Source organism: Vibrio lentus, assembly GCF_030409755.1.
Taxonomy (GTDB): Bacteria; Pseudomonadota; Gammaproteobacteria; order Enterobacterales; family Vibrionaceae; genus Vibrio; species Vibrio lentus.
The window spans coordinates 545,770-563,470 of record NZ_JAUFQE010000001.1 but is presented as its reverse complement, the minus strand read 5'-3'; the positions used below and the strand labels follow the sequence as shown (position 1 = coordinate 563,470).

General features: G+C 39.5%; 14 protein-coding genes and 1 pseudogene. 12 read left to right on the top strand and 3 right to left on the bottom strand.

The window, feature by feature from the left end:
* The first annotated feature begins 7 nt into the window (after window positions 1–7).
* Together tssF and tssG are read left to right on the top strand one after the other, a co-directional pair.
* The gene (tssF, locus tag QWZ07_RS02360; RefSeq protein WP_192853945.1) at window positions 8–1,756 is read left to right on the top strand and encodes a type VI secretion system baseplate subunit TssF; all 1,749 of its coding nucleotides are present in this window, start codon (window positions 8–10) and stop codon (window positions 1,754–1,756) included.
* Complete coding sequence (gene tssG / locus QWZ07_RS02355) at window positions 1,753–2,748, top strand: type VI secretion system baseplate subunit TssG (RefSeq protein WP_192853946.1); 996 nt, start codon at window positions 1,753–1,755, stop codon at window positions 2,746–2,748. Before tssF ends, tssG begins: the two co-directional genes overlap by 4 nt.
* A gap of 29 nt (window positions 2,749–2,777) precedes the next feature.
* On the opposite strand, the gene QWZ07_RS02350 is transcribed toward tssG, so the two are convergent.
* From QWZ07_RS02350 to QWZ07_RS02340, 3 genes are all read right to left on the bottom strand, one after another.
* Entirely contained in the window at window positions 2,778–3,230 is a 453-nt protein-coding gene (locus QWZ07_RS02350) for an Lrp/AsnC family transcriptional regulator (RefSeq protein ID WP_017062578.1), read from the bottom strand.
* Between the two features lie 66 nt (window positions 3,231–3,296).
* Complete coding sequence (gene tssM / locus QWZ07_RS02345) at window positions 3,297–6,689, bottom strand: type VI secretion system membrane subunit TssM (protein ID WP_192853947.1); 3,393 nt, start codon at window positions 6,687–6,689, stop codon at window positions 3,297–3,299.
* A gap of 60 nt (window positions 6,690–6,749) precedes the next feature.
* The gene (locus QWZ07_RS02340; RefSeq protein WP_192853963.1) at window positions 6,750–8,060 is read right to left on the bottom strand and encodes a type VI secretion system ImpA family N-terminal domain-containing protein; all 1,311 of its coding nucleotides are present in this window, start codon (window positions 8,058–8,060) and stop codon (window positions 6,750–6,752) included.
* Window positions 8,061–8,737: 677 nt separating this feature from the next.
* Here QWZ07_RS02340 and QWZ07_RS02335 point away from each other — a divergent pair.
* The 10 genes and pseudogenes from QWZ07_RS02335 to QWZ07_RS02290 form a co-directional block, all read left to right on the top strand.
* Window positions 8,738–9,343: a hypothetical protein gene (locus tag QWZ07_RS02335; RefSeq protein ID WP_065104331.1), complete on the top strand. Its 606-nt coding sequence runs from the start codon at window positions 8,738–8,740 to the stop codon at window positions 9,341–9,343.
* 9 nt (window positions 9,344–9,352) lie between these two features.
* Window positions 9,353–10,849 carry a type VI secretion system-associated FHA domain protein TagH gene (gene tagH / locus QWZ07_RS02330; RefSeq protein ID WP_192853948.1) on the top strand — a complete coding sequence of 499 codons (1,497 nt, stop codon included), beginning with the start codon at window positions 9,353–9,355 and terminating at the stop codon, window positions 10,847–10,849.
* Window positions 10,842–11,342 (top strand): type VI secretion system lipoprotein TssJ, encoded by a 501-nt coding sequence (tssJ, locus tag QWZ07_RS02325; RefSeq protein ID WP_192853949.1) that lies wholly within the window; start codon window positions 10,842–10,844, stop codon window positions 11,340–11,342. Before tagH ends, tssJ begins: the two co-directional genes overlap by 8 nt.
* A gap of 11 nt (window positions 11,343–11,353) precedes the next feature.
* The gene (tssK, locus tag QWZ07_RS02320) at window positions 11,354–12,679 is read left to right on the top strand and encodes a type VI secretion system baseplate subunit TssK (protein WP_192853950.1); all 1,326 of its coding nucleotides are present in this window, start codon (window positions 11,354–11,356) and stop codon (window positions 12,677–12,679) included.
* A complete protein-coding gene (gene icmH / locus QWZ07_RS02315; protein ID WP_192853951.1) occupies window positions 12,676–13,467 on the top strand; it encodes a type IVB secretion system protein IcmH/DotU in 792 nt (263 codons plus the stop codon). The genes tssK and icmH overlap by 4 nt, the downstream gene beginning before the upstream one ends.
* 148 nt (window positions 13,468–13,615) lie before the next feature.
* The gene (locus QWZ07_RS02310; protein WP_192853952.1) at window positions 13,616–15,103 is read left to right on the top strand and encodes a PAAR-like domain-containing protein; all 1,488 of its coding nucleotides are present in this window, start codon (window positions 13,616–13,618) and stop codon (window positions 15,101–15,103) included.
* 14 nt (window positions 15,104–15,117) lie between these two features.
* Window positions 15,118–15,924: an AHH domain-containing protein gene (locus QWZ07_RS02305; protein WP_017066219.1), complete on the top strand. Its 807-nt coding sequence runs from the start codon at window positions 15,118–15,120 to the stop codon at window positions 15,922–15,924.
* The gene (locus QWZ07_RS02300; RefSeq protein ID WP_192853953.1) at window positions 15,921–16,490 is read left to right on the top strand and encodes a hypothetical protein; all 570 of its coding nucleotides are present in this window, start codon (window positions 15,921–15,923) and stop codon (window positions 16,488–16,490) included. Before QWZ07_RS02305 ends, QWZ07_RS02300 begins: the two co-directional genes overlap by 4 nt.
* A gap of 57 nt (window positions 16,491–16,547) precedes the next feature.
* Entirely contained in the window at window positions 16,548–16,964 is a 417-nt protein-coding gene (locus tag QWZ07_RS02295) for a hypothetical protein (RefSeq protein ID WP_192853954.1), read from the top strand.
* Between the two features lie 61 nt (window positions 16,965–17,025).
* Window positions 17,026–17,508: pseudogene (locus tag QWZ07_RS02290) on the top strand (DUF4150 domain-containing protein); the annotation flags it as partial.
* Between the last annotated feature and the right edge of the window lie 193 nt (window positions 17,509–17,701).

Here is a 17,701-nt window from a genome sequence, read left to right as displayed (position 1 = left end):
GTGCCCATTGAGTAACAGTAAATACTTTCAAGATGAACTCACATATCTACGAGAGTCCGGCAGCGAATTTGCCAAGTACAATCCAAAACTGACCAACTTTTTATCTGAAGGAACATTCGATCCTGATGTAGAACGTCTTCTTGAAGGTTTTGCGTTTCTTACTGGCCGTATTAGAGAAAAGATTGATGATGAACTCCCAGAGCTCACTCAGTCGTTAATGACGCTGTTGTGGCCACATTACATGCGCTCGATTCCTTCGTTATGCATTAGCGAACTAACGCCACACTCCGGAAGTGTCACTGAAAAAACAGTGGTGAAGCGTGGGGCTGAGATGGCTAGTGAACAAGTGGAAGGTACGCAATGTTTATTCAGAACCTGCTATGACGTAGAGCTTTTCCCCTTAAAAATCACAAGCATTGACCAAAGCAACAGTCGAACAAGCTCATCTGTTGATGTGACACTTGCGACTGAACATGGGCTAGAGTTATCTCGTATCGGGTTAGACAAATTAAGGTTTCATTTACATGGTGAGATCCATATAACTAGAATTCTTTTCTTATGGATATTTAGATATTTAGACTACGTCGAGTTAGACGTGGGCGGTGGGTATAAACGTAAACTTGGACCTGAATTTGTTAAACCGGTTGGGTACCAAGACAACGAAGCAATACTGCCATATAGCGACAATTCATTTGCAGGTTATCGTTTGTTGCAAGAATATTTTTCTTTGCCAGACAAATTTATGTTTTTTGATATTACGGGTCTCGATTGGCTAAAAGGGATACCACAAAGAAGTACTGTGAACCTTAAATTCCATTTTAAGAGAGCATTACCTGCCGAAGTTGTTCTGAAAGATAAGCACTTAAGGCTACATTGTACGCCAGCTGTAAATCTATTCGAAAAAGATGGTGATCCAATTCGGCTTGAACATCGTCGCAATGAGTATAAAGTTCGGCCACAGAGTGACAACCAGGATCACTACGAAGTTTATTCAATAAACCAAGTAGAAAGTTGGAGCAAAAATGAAAGGCGACGAAAACCTCTTATTGAATTTGAGTCCTTTGAACACCAAATAAATCAAAGAGATAAACGTGATTTCTACAAGTCAAAAGTTTCAGAGCGAGTGAGTGGAAGAGGGCTTGAGCGTTATATATCTTTTCATACCCACAATGGGGATATTGCAGACCTAGGAACCGAAACGGTTTTGATGAAGTTATTGTGCAGTAATGCAGATTTGTCTGAAAGATTGTCTGTAGGAGACATCATATATACCACACATAAATCTCCAACTTACGCCACGTTTAGTAATATTACTAAACCTACGCAATCTGTTAGCCCGCAAGTGAATGGCGAACTCCAATGGCAACTGATTGCTAATATGTCATTGAATTATCTATCGCTCTCTAATATTGATGTACTCAAGGTTTTACTGTCTACATATGACTTCCATTCTAGAGTAGATAGGCAGGCTCATAGGGCTTCGTTGCACAGGCTTGACGGCATTATCTCATCAGAAATGAAACCTATCGATAGAGTGTTTAGAGGGGTATCCGTTCGTGGTAATCAATTTAAGCTTAAGATGAACTCTAGTTTTTTTGTCAATGAAGGGGACATGTTTTTGATGGCAAATGTATTGAATGAGTTCATACGCTTATATTCAAGTGTTAACTCATTTACAGAGTTAGAAGTCTACGATGAACGCAGTGGCGAAAGCTACCAATGGGCAAGTTTAACCGGACAGCAAACAATCTTATGATTGATGAATTATCAGAAAAAATAAACGAATTTAGCTTTTTTCAAGCAGTTTTGTTGTTAGAGAAGCACTACCAACTATTACCGGGCAGTGATTTTGTAGCGGTTGGTGAAAACAAATATTTTTATCAAGAGAGAATTGCGTTTAGTGTCTCACCAAACCTCTGTTTCCCCAAAAGTGATATGGAATTCATCAGTCATATGGAAAGGTCTGGTGAGCACTATTCGAGAATTGAAACTAACTTCTTAGGATTACACGGTTCAAGTTCACCTTTGCCCGCGAACTATACAGAAAAATTAGTAGGTAGAGATGATGATAATCCAGTTAGAGACTTCTTTGATTTCTTTCATAACAGATATACCAGTTTAATCTATCGTGTTTGGAAAAAGTACCGTTATCATGTTCAGTATCAAAGCGATGCAACAGATGACTTTTCTGGGCGTATGCTGCACCTAGCAGGGTTGTCTAATGTTATTCAAGAGTCCGATACGATCGGGCTTGATCGTGCAAAGATTTTGTCTTACGTCAATCAGCTATCTACCAGGACACGCTCTCCGAAACTTATTTCTGGCATTGTTGCGCACTATTTTTCATTACCAAGTGTTCGAATCGAAGAGTGGGTCTTTCGAAGAGTAAAAATTGCCGAATGCCAAAGGAATCAATTAAATAGAACGAATTGTATTTTGGGTTCAAATTTACATTTAGGTAAGAGCATCCCAGATCTAAACGGTAAGTTTAATCTTTGTATTGATAACATTGATTTCGAGACGTTCCGAAAGTTCTCCTATGGAGGAGATTTCCATAAAACTTTAGTGGGGTTGATGCGTTTTATTCTTCGTGACCCCATGTCTTGGGATTTAAAGCTAACCGTTGATTTAGACTCAGTTCCAAAGAACCAACTCGGTCAAGGTGATGGGACGAGTTTAGGGCAAACTTTTTGGTTGGGTCAAGCAGGTACGAAAGATGCGAAGATTAGAGTAATTGGAGGCATTTAAAAAAGCCGCTCATAAGAGCGGCTTTATTTTTAACGACTGATTGGCTGGTGTAGCACTACTGTTGTATTGAGAGAGCGAATGCCATTGAAAGACTCTATCTCATTACATAAATGGTGTATTGATTGCAGATCAGGAGCTTCAATCAAAGAAATAATGTCGTAGGTACCACCAACAATGCTTGTAAGTCTGACTTCAGGTAGTTCTTTTAATGCATTACTTACATCATTTTTCTTACCTTTTTCACAAGAAATTAGCAAATAACTTGCCGCTTTTCTCCCGTCATTTTCTACTCTTATTTGTGCCGTATACCCTTTGATAATACCGGTTTTTTCAAGTCTGTTGATGCGTTCAGCGACTGCTGTTCGCGACAAGCCGATGTTGCGAGAAAGATTAGCAATCGATTCTCGCCCATTGGAGAGTAGATTCGAAAGAATTTTACGATCTAGTTTGTCTAAGCCTTGTAAACTAATGTTGGACATCATGTGTTCTGCCTTTTCTGAATTATTATTGTATTTGTATTTGTATTTGTATTTGTATTTGTATTTTTACTATATGGCTTCGGGTAGAGTGAAGTTATACAGCTCCGCTAACGTAAACGGGTTTTTCTGAGTCAAAGGAGTGATTCGCAAGCTCAGATCTCTGCCTGATACTTTTATATCACTCACGAAGCTACCGTTATGGGTATTTGTTAATGTTGAGTCACCAAATAACCGATAGATAGCCCATTGACCATTCTTGCTCAGTACATGTTGTTTACCTTCGTCTGTTACATCTTGAATTGTTATACTGATATTGAAATCTCCATTTTGAGGAGGCCACTCAAGTTCACGAATTCTGCTAGGACCATGGTAATAGTTGATATTCGAGTCCGCTATTTTTAAGCTTGCTCTGATCGCACTAGAATCAAGATCAAGTACCTTCGCACTAAATGGAAGGTACAAACGGTTTGTACTCTTGTTGATTAGTGTATCTCTGATGACATTGTAATTTCTTAACTGAACAAGCAGTTCTGGTGAGAGAGGCATAATTTCACCTTCTACTTGTTTTGGCGTCCATAGGTTTGTGTCATAAAAAGGAGCGAAATTTTTATCGATAAAAGCATCAAGCAAACCTCCCGATGCGAAAAGCAGCTCAAAGTCTTCGATCGAAATTTCTTCTGTTGCACTTAGATCAAAAGGGTACCGTCCTAAACCTAACTCTTTGAACTTAGAATAGATCTCACTATACCAAAGAGTCTGTATTCCTTTTGATGATTCAGAAATCATCACGGACCAGCTCTGGTTAACTACGTCTAAAAGCCAACTTCTTACGGGCTCAGGAGATTTTTGTGCAATTTGTTTTAAACGAATCAGAGGATCGGCATCCGTACTACTCATCCGGTGTTGTGCTGCAGACAACGCTGCCATTTGAGGGTCCGGTGCGTCTGCTATATCTTTCATATACGTACGAACTCTGCTCAGTGCAGTTATCGTTTCATCCCATGGTGTAGGGGAGTTTGGGGTTTCGTTAATTTGCAATTGATTCAAGATGTGGAAAGCTTGTTCAACTCTTTTCATTAATAAGTAGTCAGGCTTTACAACTTCTTCAACGAGTTCTGGTGCTGCTTTTACGGCACCCGCAAGTTTAGGGTTAACTTGAGCCATTAATGCTCCTTGTTGACCGATCGGTGAAAACTGCGTGTTTGTATAAACTTGTTTTAGAACCGTTGTCATCGGAGAAGATGGGCCAGAGATCAGATCAATGGCGTTAGTAATCTCCCCTATATTGTTATAACGCTTTACTTTTAGTTCGCTTAAAGCATTTCGCCAATAACTGATGTAGTCATCCGTATATTTTTTTCTTACTTGCTTCTTGAATGTCTCTTGTTCTTTGTCTGTTGGGATTACGTGGTTTGACAAACCCAATACCCAGTTGTCGGTGATGACTTGTTGCGACATTAAATCGACGCGAGGGCGGTAAAACGTACTGAAGCCTGTAGATGTGTAAACTTTATCGATTTCTAATCGTTGAGGATCCAAGTTGTCGTTGAAGACATTATTAAAGTCGAAACCGACTGCTCGCTGTAAATTCAAAGTGCCTAAATCAATATCACCTGCTTGTTGTAACAAGCTGGCGTACACAAGATCTACATTTGAACTAGAGAGTAGAGAACGCCTTGTCGCACGCACCATATTCATGTTGATCGATACAGGTTCAAAATCAGTGCGGAAATATGCGTCCAAATATTTCATCACTGTCGTGATCGTGTCTGGTTGATCACTGAGTTTTTGTAGCGTTGACATCGTTTGCTGACGTAGAAATTTTATCTCGCGTTTTGTAGGATCATTCAACATTAAGTAACCTTTTAGTAAAGGCAGTGCATTGTTAACGTTGTCTTGATTTTGTGTTAGTTGCAAACGATAACCTTGCTCAATTACTGGCATTAAGTGGTTTCTAATTTGCATTATGAGGGCGTTATAAGCGATTTTCGTACTTTCATCGAGACGACTTACATTCATATTCACAAGTTCATTATCTAGCGCTTGTGAACCACTAAGCCATGCTTGATAAGATGGCTGTACAGTTTGGATCGCACTTGAAAGAGAACTTTCAAAAGAATTGCCTTTTGGGGAAGACGATTGTGAATCATCTATGCCAATAAGCTGACTAATCACTCTCAGGTTGTCATCTAAAGTCGTTGAAAACAGGTAAGCACCACTACCTAGTAAAATAATGGAAGCTGCAACGGCTAGACGGCTCTGCCTCTGGATCATCCTAAGGTAAGTCTTGTTTTCACCTGCGAAATCAGATTCAGGCAGGATCTGAGAGTCCATTAAGAAACGCGTAAAATAGGGCGTTTCTGTTAACTGAGTATGTTCCGACGCAATGATCGGCAAGTTAAAGTAGTTGCTGCAACTCTTAGCTAATAGGTTGTATTTTCTACCACCTTGGATATTCGATATAAAAAACACTTCACGGATATCAAGAGAATAAGACCCAGTATTGAGTTCTGAAAGTCGTTCTATCACAGAAGCAATTTCAGACTGGCACAATTCGAATTGTTTAGGGAATGCTAATATGGCTTGCTTCTCGTTAACGTCATTAGAGTGAGACGACGAATCTAACGCATTGCTCTCCATTACTTTTACTAAATTACGGAAGCTATCATGGTAGTACTCAACAAATACACCTTTAGCTTCCTTTAATGGAATTGATAGAAATTCAACCGAGGTCTTTAAAGAACTAAAGTGTATGTATTCCTTAAATCCTTCTAGCTTGTCGAGCTTAGACATCATTAAATATAAAGGGATCGCTGAAGATGTTTTTTCACTTACTGATTCTAATCGATGGTTAAGCGCGGTTAACGTGTAATCGATCTGTTCGGCTTCAGAGACAATTAGAAATTCAAAATCGATAAAAAACAAGCAACCAGAAAATGGCTTTCTTGGCTTATGTCTAATGACCTCATCTACAAATGCATCCCATAAAGCGCTGTCGTTACTAGACACTTCTTGAAACAATAGCCGCTGATCCGGTTTGATATAAACTGCTGAGTCAGACTCATACCATTCGAAAAAATCATTCTTCGCAGTTCGAGTTTGATCCATTGGCTTGATAGCACTGGAATTAAGTAAGAACTGAGTTCGACCCGCATACTTATTTCCAATCATCAAGTAAATAGGCTTTTTGTTTGATTTCGCCAAAAGAGGGCGAATGACCATAGCTAGCGCTTCTTCTTCAGTTTCGAGCTTAAGCGCTTTGCTGTTGTTTTTTTTCTTTAGCCATAAAGTGATCTGAAACAACGAATAAAAAAGTGTTACCGCACCTAATGCGATCCACAGGTAAAACTTATCTGTTATATCTAGCCAGAGGATATAAATAGCAGCGATTGTAGCCGCAAGAAAGAGGAAAATGGCTGTCGATATAACAACAGGGTTCCTCATTAGTTTGTGTTTTAACATAAGCCTATTTCGTTGTTTTAAGTGTGTTTTATGATCTGATTTGAATGCTATTTTTTAGTGCTACGGTTGCATTGTTTTAAGCTCAGATTCCAAGGTTTTTATTTTGTGCAAATAAACGTTGAGTATCCGAAGAGATTTCTGAAGTTCTTTTTGTTGTTTTTCTTTCTCTGCATACTCAATGCGACCAATCAAAGGGAAAAGGGAGTTACTGTATTCGTAAGCTCGCGCTGTTTTTTGACTTTCGCTTCCTCTTATTACATTTGCAAATACAGTTCTTGCATCTGAGAAGCGTCGATGAAGTTGCATGTAATCCGAATCTAATTTTTCTTTCTGACTAGTGAATTCTTGACGTAAACGTAAAACTGACGATGAATCTGGGTAGAGTTTTGTTAGGTCAGTAGTCAATTGATCGAGAGCATCAATTTCATACACTTTTACAGGGTTAGTCGACCAATCTTTCATCAGATTGTCTAATTGGTTTACGACATTAGGTCTTACATCGTTTGAAATTGAAGCATATTCATATTTTAACGAGTGTGTTATTTCGCTTAACTGAGGGATGTTTGATGCGACTACTTTTCTAGTAAGCACTTTCAATTGGTACTGTTCATAAAGGAAATGAGAGGACAATGCCAGTACAAGAAACCCGGCTAATAAATAGATCACTAAATAGTTCGACGTTGATTTCTCGTCTATCTTGGGAGCAATAGCTGGCTTACTGTTAGATACATCAATTTTAATTGCGGTTGATTGAGTAACAGGGGGTATCTGTCTATTCTCTTGTGCCGCTAGCCTTGTTTGACTCGCTGCTTCACGGAGTTTCGCTTCATTTTCTTTATGTTCATCTGCCCATTGCTTTAAGACTCTGCGAACTCCACCTAGTGAAGGTGCTTTTATTCCATAATGGAGCCTAAGTTCCTCTTCTATTCTTAAACATAAACGGTGGCAAGTTTCGATCAACAAAATGTCGTCAGAGCTAGTCTTAATGTTCTTAATCCGTTTTTCAGTGTGCTCGACCATCCAATCAATCGCACCGATCCTTGCGTTTGATTTGCTTACTTCAGGATATGCCGTGAACCAATAAACGACACACAAATCTAAGATTGAGCTGAGCCCCTCGGCTAAACCTTTTAAACCATCATTATGCGTTGCTGCGACGGTAAAGTAGCAGCTACATCGAAAGTCTTTGCTATTTTTGGAGAGTATTTCCTTAGACAAAGACTGAACTTTTCTCCAAGAAACTCGACCTGTAACCTTATTTAGGTTATTAATTTGACGTTTTATCTCAGTGAAATCATCTAACGCATTTGGGTTAGTTCCGCTAGGTTTTTCTTCATCAATAGGTCGCCTTGTGAAATCCGAGGAAAACATAATTTTGATATCCAACTGTATATATAATGAAATCGAAAAGTAGGATTGACTAATAAAGTCACTCATACCTTATTTATATTTTTATATTTTTATATTTTTTAGCGATTCTATATTCAAAAAGGATAATTTGAATGTTAAAAGATTTGAAAAGCTCTTAATTTAAACATTATGTGATGTTATTCACAAAAAAGTCGAAATCAAGTCCATTTTAATGTTGGCTTTTATAAAAAATCAGTGATTGAGGTCACATTTACAACGTTGTCGTTACAAAATGTTATGCATATAACTATTGATGTGTGTGGTTATTTGCTGGTCAATAATCGATATGGTCAATCATTCCTGGAAATATTAAGTAATACTAAATTAGCAAAAATATTTCCAGGTCATTATTATGATGTGAACAAAGGTAAATGCGTAGGCATGCTTAAATTTTTAATTAAGAAAATGCTAATTTTATGAGCGTTCAACATTGAGCAGGGCTTTAATTATTGATAATTTTGATTTTATAATTGGATTTAACCGGTGAATGTGCGTAATGCATTTTCTTATAGATATATCGTTTTTTTTACTAGTTATAATGTCGTAATTAGTGGGTGCGACCGACTCCTTATTGTAAAAGACATAATACTTGCTATCTTGCGCATCTAGTTAATATATGGATGAACTCAGAGGGAAGCATGCGAAACCTAAGTCAAATCGGTCTAATATCCACAATGTGCCTTTTTTCGTCCATCGCAATCGCGAAGGGTGAGAGATATGGTGGTTCAGTAAATATGCTGAGCATAGACACTATAGAATACGAAGAAGGATCGAGTGGACAAGTAGATGCTCTGCGTTACGGGTTCGTCCATACACGTCCAATTGACGAGAGCAATAACCGATGGCGTTGGTGGTTAGGGTTTAATTATTTAGCAGAAGATGATATCGAAGCACCTAAAAATGGTGTGTATAACGAGGTGACAAATTACGAATTTCGTATTGTCCCACAGTACGCTTTAGGTAGCTGGTCGGTGTTTACTCCTTACATTGGTGCAGGTTTGTCTTTAGGTTACTCACAATACTCTAACCGTTGGAAAGTTGATGACCAAGGTTTTAGATATGGCGAACAACTTGAAGATATTGATCAATTTGAAGCCGGCGCTGTAGTTACTTTAGGGAGCGTGATCAAATTAGGCAGCAATCCCGACGCTCACTTACAAATTATTCCCCAAGCTTCATACATCTTACCTTTTTATAACGAGGGGTTAGGTGGTGTTGAGTTTAGTGTTTCTCTTCTGTTTTAAAGGCTATTCATGCGAATTAATCAATTGGTTTTGGTGATCTCAAAGTGCCCAGAAGAATATGTTGGAGCTAAGAGTATAGAAATGCCCGAAGAAGGCGGTTCTATTGGTCGTGAAGCTGGGTGTACTGTTTCGTTGACTGATCATAACCGTTTTATATCGGGTACACATTGCTTGTTAAATGTATATGGAGATACGTATTACATCAGCGATATCAGTACTAATGGGACATTGGTTAATGGGAATAAGATCCTCAAGAATCAACCGGTCTCATTATGTGACGGCGATAGAGTGTCTTTGGGACAATATGAAGTGAGTATTTCTCTTGAGTTGGTAACGACTTCATACGACATAGCTTCTGAAATAGCACCAGAAAGAGATTCAACAGACCCTTTAATGAACTTGGAAGAGTCCGTTGTTGAAGAAGAGGCTGAGGCAGGCACGCTAGAAGATCTCTTTATGGAAACGAAACCTGATGGTGTTGAGACCCATGATCCCGTCGAACACTTAAAATTCTCAATGCAAAGAGATGATGACTACCTTGTTAGAGACGAAAGCAACGATAAAAGCCTTACGAAGTCATCGACAGAACATCAAAGGCAAGTCGTTGATGACAGTCTGAGTATCCATTCTGAGTTTGACCTTCCTAGTTTGATTCCTGAAGATTGGATGGGGATGGAAGAAGAACAGCAGGCGAGCCTGAAAGCTAAAGATGTCGCCGATGATCAAGCTAAGATATCGAACCGTTTAAAACCAGCAAGCGTTGAAGGTTCAGATCTTAAGTCAGATAAACCTAACGGCAGTTCAGGGACTCTCAAAAATAAACTACCAGAAGTGCCACCTGTCACTATTATATCTCATGCTACAAACATACAGAGCCATAAGTGGGAAGAGGTGACACAAGAATTTGTCTCTCATACCGAACCACAAGAGCAGCCTGTTGAAAGTGAGAGTAGAACTCAGAATAATATCGCATTGAGTGAAACTTCTTACGAACATGAAAATGTGACACATGCATTCTTTGAAGGACTGGGTGTTGATTTAGAATCTGACACGAAACATGACGCTCTATTTTTTAAACAAATGGGCGCTTGTTTACGATTGTGTATCGATAATTTGTACAAAGATTTACAGAGTGTTGAAGAGCTTACTGACGAAAGTTCATTTGCCCACAATGATCTTAGCCTAACTACATTGATGTTAACGCTAAATAGTCAAAATCTATTGGCTCCAAATGAGCTAATTGAACAGATACTGGATGAACTTAGCGAGCACGATACCTTATATGCGAAGGCAATTAACGATTTGGTATTGGAGCAACTAAAAGCGAATGATCCTCAGCAGTTTGCAAACACTTTAAGCCAAGAGACACGCTTCCTTAGTAAGTCAAAGTTGTGGAAAAAGTACAGTGAACATTATGAGCAAAGTACTAGACAATTCAATGAGTCAACTTTTAAAGCGTTGATGAAAGACAGATACAATAAGGTTGCAAAAGCTGATCATGCGTAAACTTATAATCCCCATTACCTTGTTTCTATTATCAGGTTGCTCAATGTGGGAGCAATTTAAAGAATCATCTGGAATTACGCCAGAAACATCTTCAATTGAACTCGTAATAGAAGCTTCAGAACTTCTTAATGTTCGAGAGCAGGGACAATCTTCGCCGGTCATTCTGAGAGTTCATGAGCTCACTTCACCTGTTTTATTTCGTAGTTTGGATTTTTTTGCTCTATTCGAAAATGATAAAGCGTCCTTAGGTGATGAGTATATTAAACGATATGAATACCAACTGCAGCCGGGCGATGAGATACATGAGATTTTAGAGTTAGATCCAACGACGCGAGCATTAGGTTTTTCTGTGGCATTCAGAGATATTGATGGCTCGTCTTGGCGGAAGGTTGAAGTGATCGAAGAAAAAAGTGAGTACTTTCTGAGATTAAAAGTAGAGGGTAGTGAATTATCTTCGAACAATACTCGCGGTATTGAACAGACGTATTTTTAAGGAACTGACGAATGTCTTTATATAACCCAGTTGTTTGGCAAGATGGTATGTTCATGAAGCCTCAACACTTTCAGCAACTCGATAGGTCTCAAGGCAAGTTATCTAACATGCTTAGCTCTAATAGCTCTCCTTTACACTGGGGAGTGAAAAAAATTGAGATTAACACTGAGCTACTGGCTCTTGGTAAAATCGGGATCACACGAGCAGAAGGTATCTTACAAGACCGTACTCCATTTGATTTACCGCTTCTTGCTGAGCTTCCAGAAGTAAGAGATGTTGACCCTTCGATTGCGGATAAAGTGGTGTACTTATGCTGCCCACTGCCATCAGAGCGTTCGGGACTCTTTGGAGGTAATGGTGACGGTGCTCGTTATAACATGGAGACCCAAGAAGCCGTCGATGCATGTTATGAATCAGAAGATATGGCAAGTATTGTGGTGGGCAAGCTTAACTTTTTCTTAATGTACGATCATGAAGATAAGAGCGCATATACATCAATTCCCATTTTGAAAATTTCGGAAGTGAAGCCAGACGGGAGCATCATTCTGGATGAAAACTATATTCCGACGTGCATTGATATTCACGCATCTATAGTTTTGAGCAAGTTCGCGACTGAATTCGCGTCAATGCTTAAACACAGGGCCGAATCGATTGTTCAGCGCTTAGGCGTGGTTGACCAACAGGGCGTGTCATCTGTTGCTGATTTTATGTTGTTACAAGCTTTGAATCGTTATGAGCCGTTGTTCTGGCATTTTGCAAGTGTTGAAGGCGTTCACCCAGAGTCATTTTATCGGATCCTGTTACAAGCGGAAGGTGAATTATCTACACTGTGTTCCGCATCTCGTAGACCACAAGAGTTTACAAAATACAACCATAGCCAACTGACCGATTGTTTATCTCGTACGCTTGATAGCGCGAAAATGACATTAAGTGTTATGTCAGAACAACGTGCAATACCTTTAACATTGAGAGAGCAAAGCTACGGAATTCGAACTGCAGCAATTCCAGACAGTAAAATTGTCGAATCTACGACGTTTATTCTTGCTGTTAAAGCAGACGTACCACTTGATATTTTGCATACGCAGTTCGTAAGCCAAACTAAGATTGGTTCGATCGACAATATTCGCGATCTAATCAATTTACAATTGCCGGGCATTGAAATGAAACCAATGCCAGTGGTACCTAGAGCGTTACCTTATCATGCTGGCTATACCTATTTTGAGCTCGATAAAGCGAGTGACGAATGGAATGCATTGAATAACACCGCAGCAATCGCTGTCCATATTGCTGGCGACTTCGCGAACTTATCACTACAGCTTTGGGCTGTACGTTTATGATTTACGCCGAAAACGATGTCACCGTAGTACTATTTCAACCAGAACCAGGCAAACCAATGGAGGTTATGCCTGCACCTGATTTATCTAGAAATATTGCGGTAAGAGACCTAAACGTGGAGAGCATGGGTGTTAACCCATTGGTCGATCAGTTTACTTGGTTAATCGCCAGTCTCTCATGCATGTCTTCGATTCCTTGGTTGGACGATCCTGGCCCTTTTAGAGAACAAGTTGCACGAGAAATTCGCAAAGGTGAACGAAAGCTCAATGAAATGGAGTTGGATCGGGCATCAATATTGGTCATACGCTATTGCTTATGTGCTGCAATAGATGAATCTGTGTGTAGGCAAGAGTGGGGGGCAAACAGCCATTGGAGTACCAATAGCTTATTGTCGGAGTTCCATAACGAAACATCGGGTGGCGATAAGTTTTTTACTATTTTAGAGCGCTTGAAAGCTGATCCACGAAAATACAGACACGTTATCGAATTCCTTTATTTATTGCTTCAACTTGGGTTCAAAGGCAAGTACGGCCGAGAAGAGCGTGGTAACGAAAAGCTTTCAGAGATAGGAAACACAATTTATCGCTTAGTCCGAGACGAACGTTTAGCCGAACAGGAAAAAGTAACGTTAGTTAACTTAAAGGCGAAGTATTTAAAGAAACCACTCAAACGCGTTATTTCCCCTAAGTTGATTATTGGCGTCAGTACTGTGATCTTTGGTGTTATGTATGCCGCGACTTACTTGGTCATTGACCTAAAATTTCAGCAGTTACTGGATGTTTATCAATAGCATTAGATTTAATTGTGAGATCTTCTGTCCGTTTTTAAAAATAGACACGAAGTAACAGTCTCATCCTTCATTTTCACTACGTACTTAGAGAGATTGCAGCCTGCGATCTCTTTTATCATACATCTATTGGAATTTAATTGGATTTACTATGGGCGTAACAGTTTGTGCGAATGGACTCAGCGTAGTTCATCAAGGCTCAGGAGGAGAAGCGAACGCAACACTCCCTGATGTTTGTTTAACAACAGTCGGCAAACCTGTTGTTCCTATCCCTTATGGTAACAATGCAAAGTCCGCCGATTTAGCGGGCGGCACCACGACCGTCTCTATGGATGGCGGTAACAGCATTGCTATAAAAGGCAGTAAATTCAGCGCCAGTACTGGTGATGCCGGTGGTGATAAAAAGGGCGTAGCCTCAGGTACTATTGAAGCCGAGGCCGAATTCATATCAGCTTCTCCTACCGTTAAGTTCGAAGGTGTAGGTGTATGCCGCCTTTCTGACCAGATGACTATGAACAAAGCCAACACCATGTGTTTAGGCGGCGCGCAAAACCCTTCGGTTTCTGTAACTGAAGATCAAGAAGGGACGTATACGGTTGATCTGTTTCTTTCATATTCTGATGGGGAACCTGTCCAAGGGGCTACATATAAACTGGTTGATCAAACCGGCGCTTCCTTTGAAGGTGCATTAGATAATGCAGGCAAAGCTTCCGTGAGTGGGGTTGCACCGGGTGAATTTAACATTGACTATGGTGAAGATAGTCGCGAATTCACACCAAACATCCCAACTAAAACCAACCCTAATTTTAACCTCAATGCGAATACTCAATTAATTATTGAAGAAGCAAAGCGAGGCGAGGTTGGTTTCTGGGAAAACTCTTGGAAGAGAATGTCTGGCGCTGCCAGCTGGATCTGGGGGGTAATTTTAGGTGACTTCAATGATGACGCATCGGTAGAGCAAATCATTGCCAACACAGCGCTGACAATGATTCCCGTCGTAGACCAAGCTGCAGATGTACGAGACCTTTCAGCAAATATCATGACACTATTAAGTGAAGAAGAACGAGATAAGCCAGAAAATTGGTTGGCACTCTCTTTGACTTTGATTGGTTGTGTCCCAACGTTTGGCAGTGCAGTTAAAGGTACATGTAAAGTTGCTTTGAAAGGTGGTAAGGGTACATCGAAAGACACTTTACTCGCGGTACTTCGTGGTATGGGTAAAGGTGATCCAGAAAAGTTCTTACGAACATTAGATTGGGTTGATTACGCTAAGCAGGCGAGCAACATTGTATCGGATGTTTTAAAACCTTGTATCGAAGTGGCGAGTGAGCTTGCTTCTTACGCCAATCGCATGGGAGCTGATGAACTAGCAGAATACTTCTTAAAGCTAGCCGATGAAGTGAAAATCATAGATAAAATGGTTCCGGATAAATTAAAAGAAGCGATGGGTGAGTTTGACCAGTTATTCGCTCGAATTTTGGGTAAAAGTGAGAGAGCATACCCTGCGAAAGTGAAGCATGACACTGGTAAATCTACTCAGTCAGGAAAGAGTAACGATAACACCAATGAGAAAAAGGATAAAAAAGAGTTTGTTTGTCCTGTTTGCAAGAAGAAACCAGAGAAATGTGACGCTTATTAGAGGTTAATACGATCATGGCTAAAAACTCAACTGTAAAAACACATAGTCTTGTAAAAGGGTCAGGGCCTGCTTTAGCAAAAGCAATTAAATCTAAGCACTACAAATCAGGCTTCGATGAACATTTATGGGCAGATGGACGTTTGAAGGCGGATGACGGGCAGTTCGGACTTCAAGCTCACCATATAATAACAACTAAAAATTTAGATACTCCGGATTGGAAAAAATACAGAGAAGCATATGAGTATAATATCAACACTTGGAAAAATGGGGTAATGTTCCCCTCCAAAACGGATATCGCTTGTCAAGTCAATACACATGTACATAAGTCTGGTCATGGTGGAGGTTTGGACTTCAAGACTGAGCAAGAGCAGTTTTGGGAAACAAGTTCAGATCTAGAAAGTGGTGAAGTAACATCAATTCCGGTAACAAAGGTTCCTGATCCTGTAGTAACTAAGTTACGGCTGGAAGATATAAAGTATATAAAATCGGTTAACCGAGATATTAAAGGTGTAAAAGAAAATGCCCAAAGAAATTATTATTGCAAGACAGGGAATGCAAGACATTTTCAGTCTGATTTAGACGGGGTCTCTGAAGATATTTTAGTGTGTTTAGATAGCTTTTTATATACAATTTCTACTTTCGGTCATGATTACTCCCCGGTAAGCAACATAGGCTGTGGAGGCGGAAATAATATAGAGAGTAAGAAAAAATCAAGAAACGCATGCCCGAGTAGAGTCTCTAAAGTACAGCAAGAAAAACACAATATAAAGAATGTAAAAGGTATGATTATGGAATCTAGAAAACTTGAGGTCGGAAAATGAGTGAATATTTTTTTGCAAAAGAGTGTGTCAATTCCCCCATTTATTGTTTTCCAGATAAATACATAGATGCAGTACCGCTTACGAAATTTACTTATCCTAAAGAACCTGTTCCTTTAATAGTTGAATTTCTTCCACAAGAAGATTACGAAATTCCAGATATACTTGAAATGCCAAATTTTTCGATAAACAAGAATGAATTTTCGAAATTACATGTAAATAGCATATTTGGGGTGAATTGGGTTGATATTAAACTGCATGATAAAGGCGAACATGATTTCCTAATGCTACAGGTAGCTAACGAGATTAAATTAATTGATAGATCTGAGAGCCAGTTTAAAAGGTACCGAAAGGATTCTAATGGTGATGAGATGATTAGTGGTATTATCAATCTTAGGCTAGATGAAAAAATAATTGATACTATACCAATAAACAAAAGACTTATATTGATAGATCCTGGTTGGTTGAAATGTGTTTTTTTTCATAAAAGTGTAGTTGAAAAAATAAAAAATTCTAACCTAGTCGGTGTGGAATTTATTCCAGCAGATGGCTATTCTGACTTTATATAGAGAGGCTTAGCTCTCACGCTGAAATATTTTAAGGGAAATCACTGTAGTTGAAATAATATGTATATTAAGTTTGTTAAAGAAAGTTTAAGTGAATTGTTACCAGAAAACAGACCAGGTATCGTGTTTTCTAATCCTGATTTGTTTATTATTTTTGAAAGTAGCGTCCGGTTTGTTATTTGGGAAGAAGTTCTAGAAAAGTTGAATGAGTTTTGGCTTGAAGGGAAGGATGCTTGGGATAGTGATTTTGACTTTGGTAGTCACCCTGATGATTACGATAGACAGTTTGATGATTATAAAACAATTGAGCTATTGCAATTTCCCACAACCAGTAATTTAGACACAGAAGAAAAATATGCTTTTGTTTTTAACGAAAACAATGAGTTGTATATCAATAGAGAGTTCGTCAAAGACCTAAAATCAGCAGGTTGTGTTGATGTCTGGTATGATACAACAGCTCCATATGGTCGTTATTAGACTGTCAGTAATAAAAGCGCCGTAAGGCGCTTTTTGCGTTTAGTCACGGTGTTTTTCGACTAAAGCGAACGCAACACTTCCTGATGTTTGTTTAACAACAGCCGGCAAGCCTGTTGTTCCTATCCCTTATGGTAACAATGGAAAGTCCGCTGATTTAGCGGGAGGCACCACGACCGTCTCTATGGATGGCGGTAACAGCATCGCTATTAAAGGCAGTAAATTCAGCGCCAGTATTGGCGATGCTGGTAGTGATAAAAAGGGCGTAGCCTCAGGCACCATTGAAGCCGAGGCGGAATTCATATTAGCTTCTCCTACTGTTAAGTTCGAAGGTATAGGTGTGTACCGCCTTGTTGACCAAATGACTATGAATAAAGTCAACACCATGTGTTAAGGCGGCGCTCAAAACCTTTCGGTTTCTGTAACAGAAGACCAAGAAGGGAGATATACGCTTGACCTATTTCTTTGTCACTCTGATGGCGAATCTGTGCAAGGTGCGACATATAAACTGGTCGACCAAATCGGCGCTAGCTTTGAAGGAACCATCCTCTCGGGGCTTGGTCATCCTCGATATTTAAAGGCGTTTTCCAAGGAAGTCGCTAGGTGCTATATGACTCAAATAAGTACTGGAAACCGCGCAATGGTTACCATAAACGTACAATTTAGGATGCGGTGATATAACCTATAAAGGATATTAATTGTTTCGAGGTGAATAAGAAGTTGCTATATCGTTCAAATCT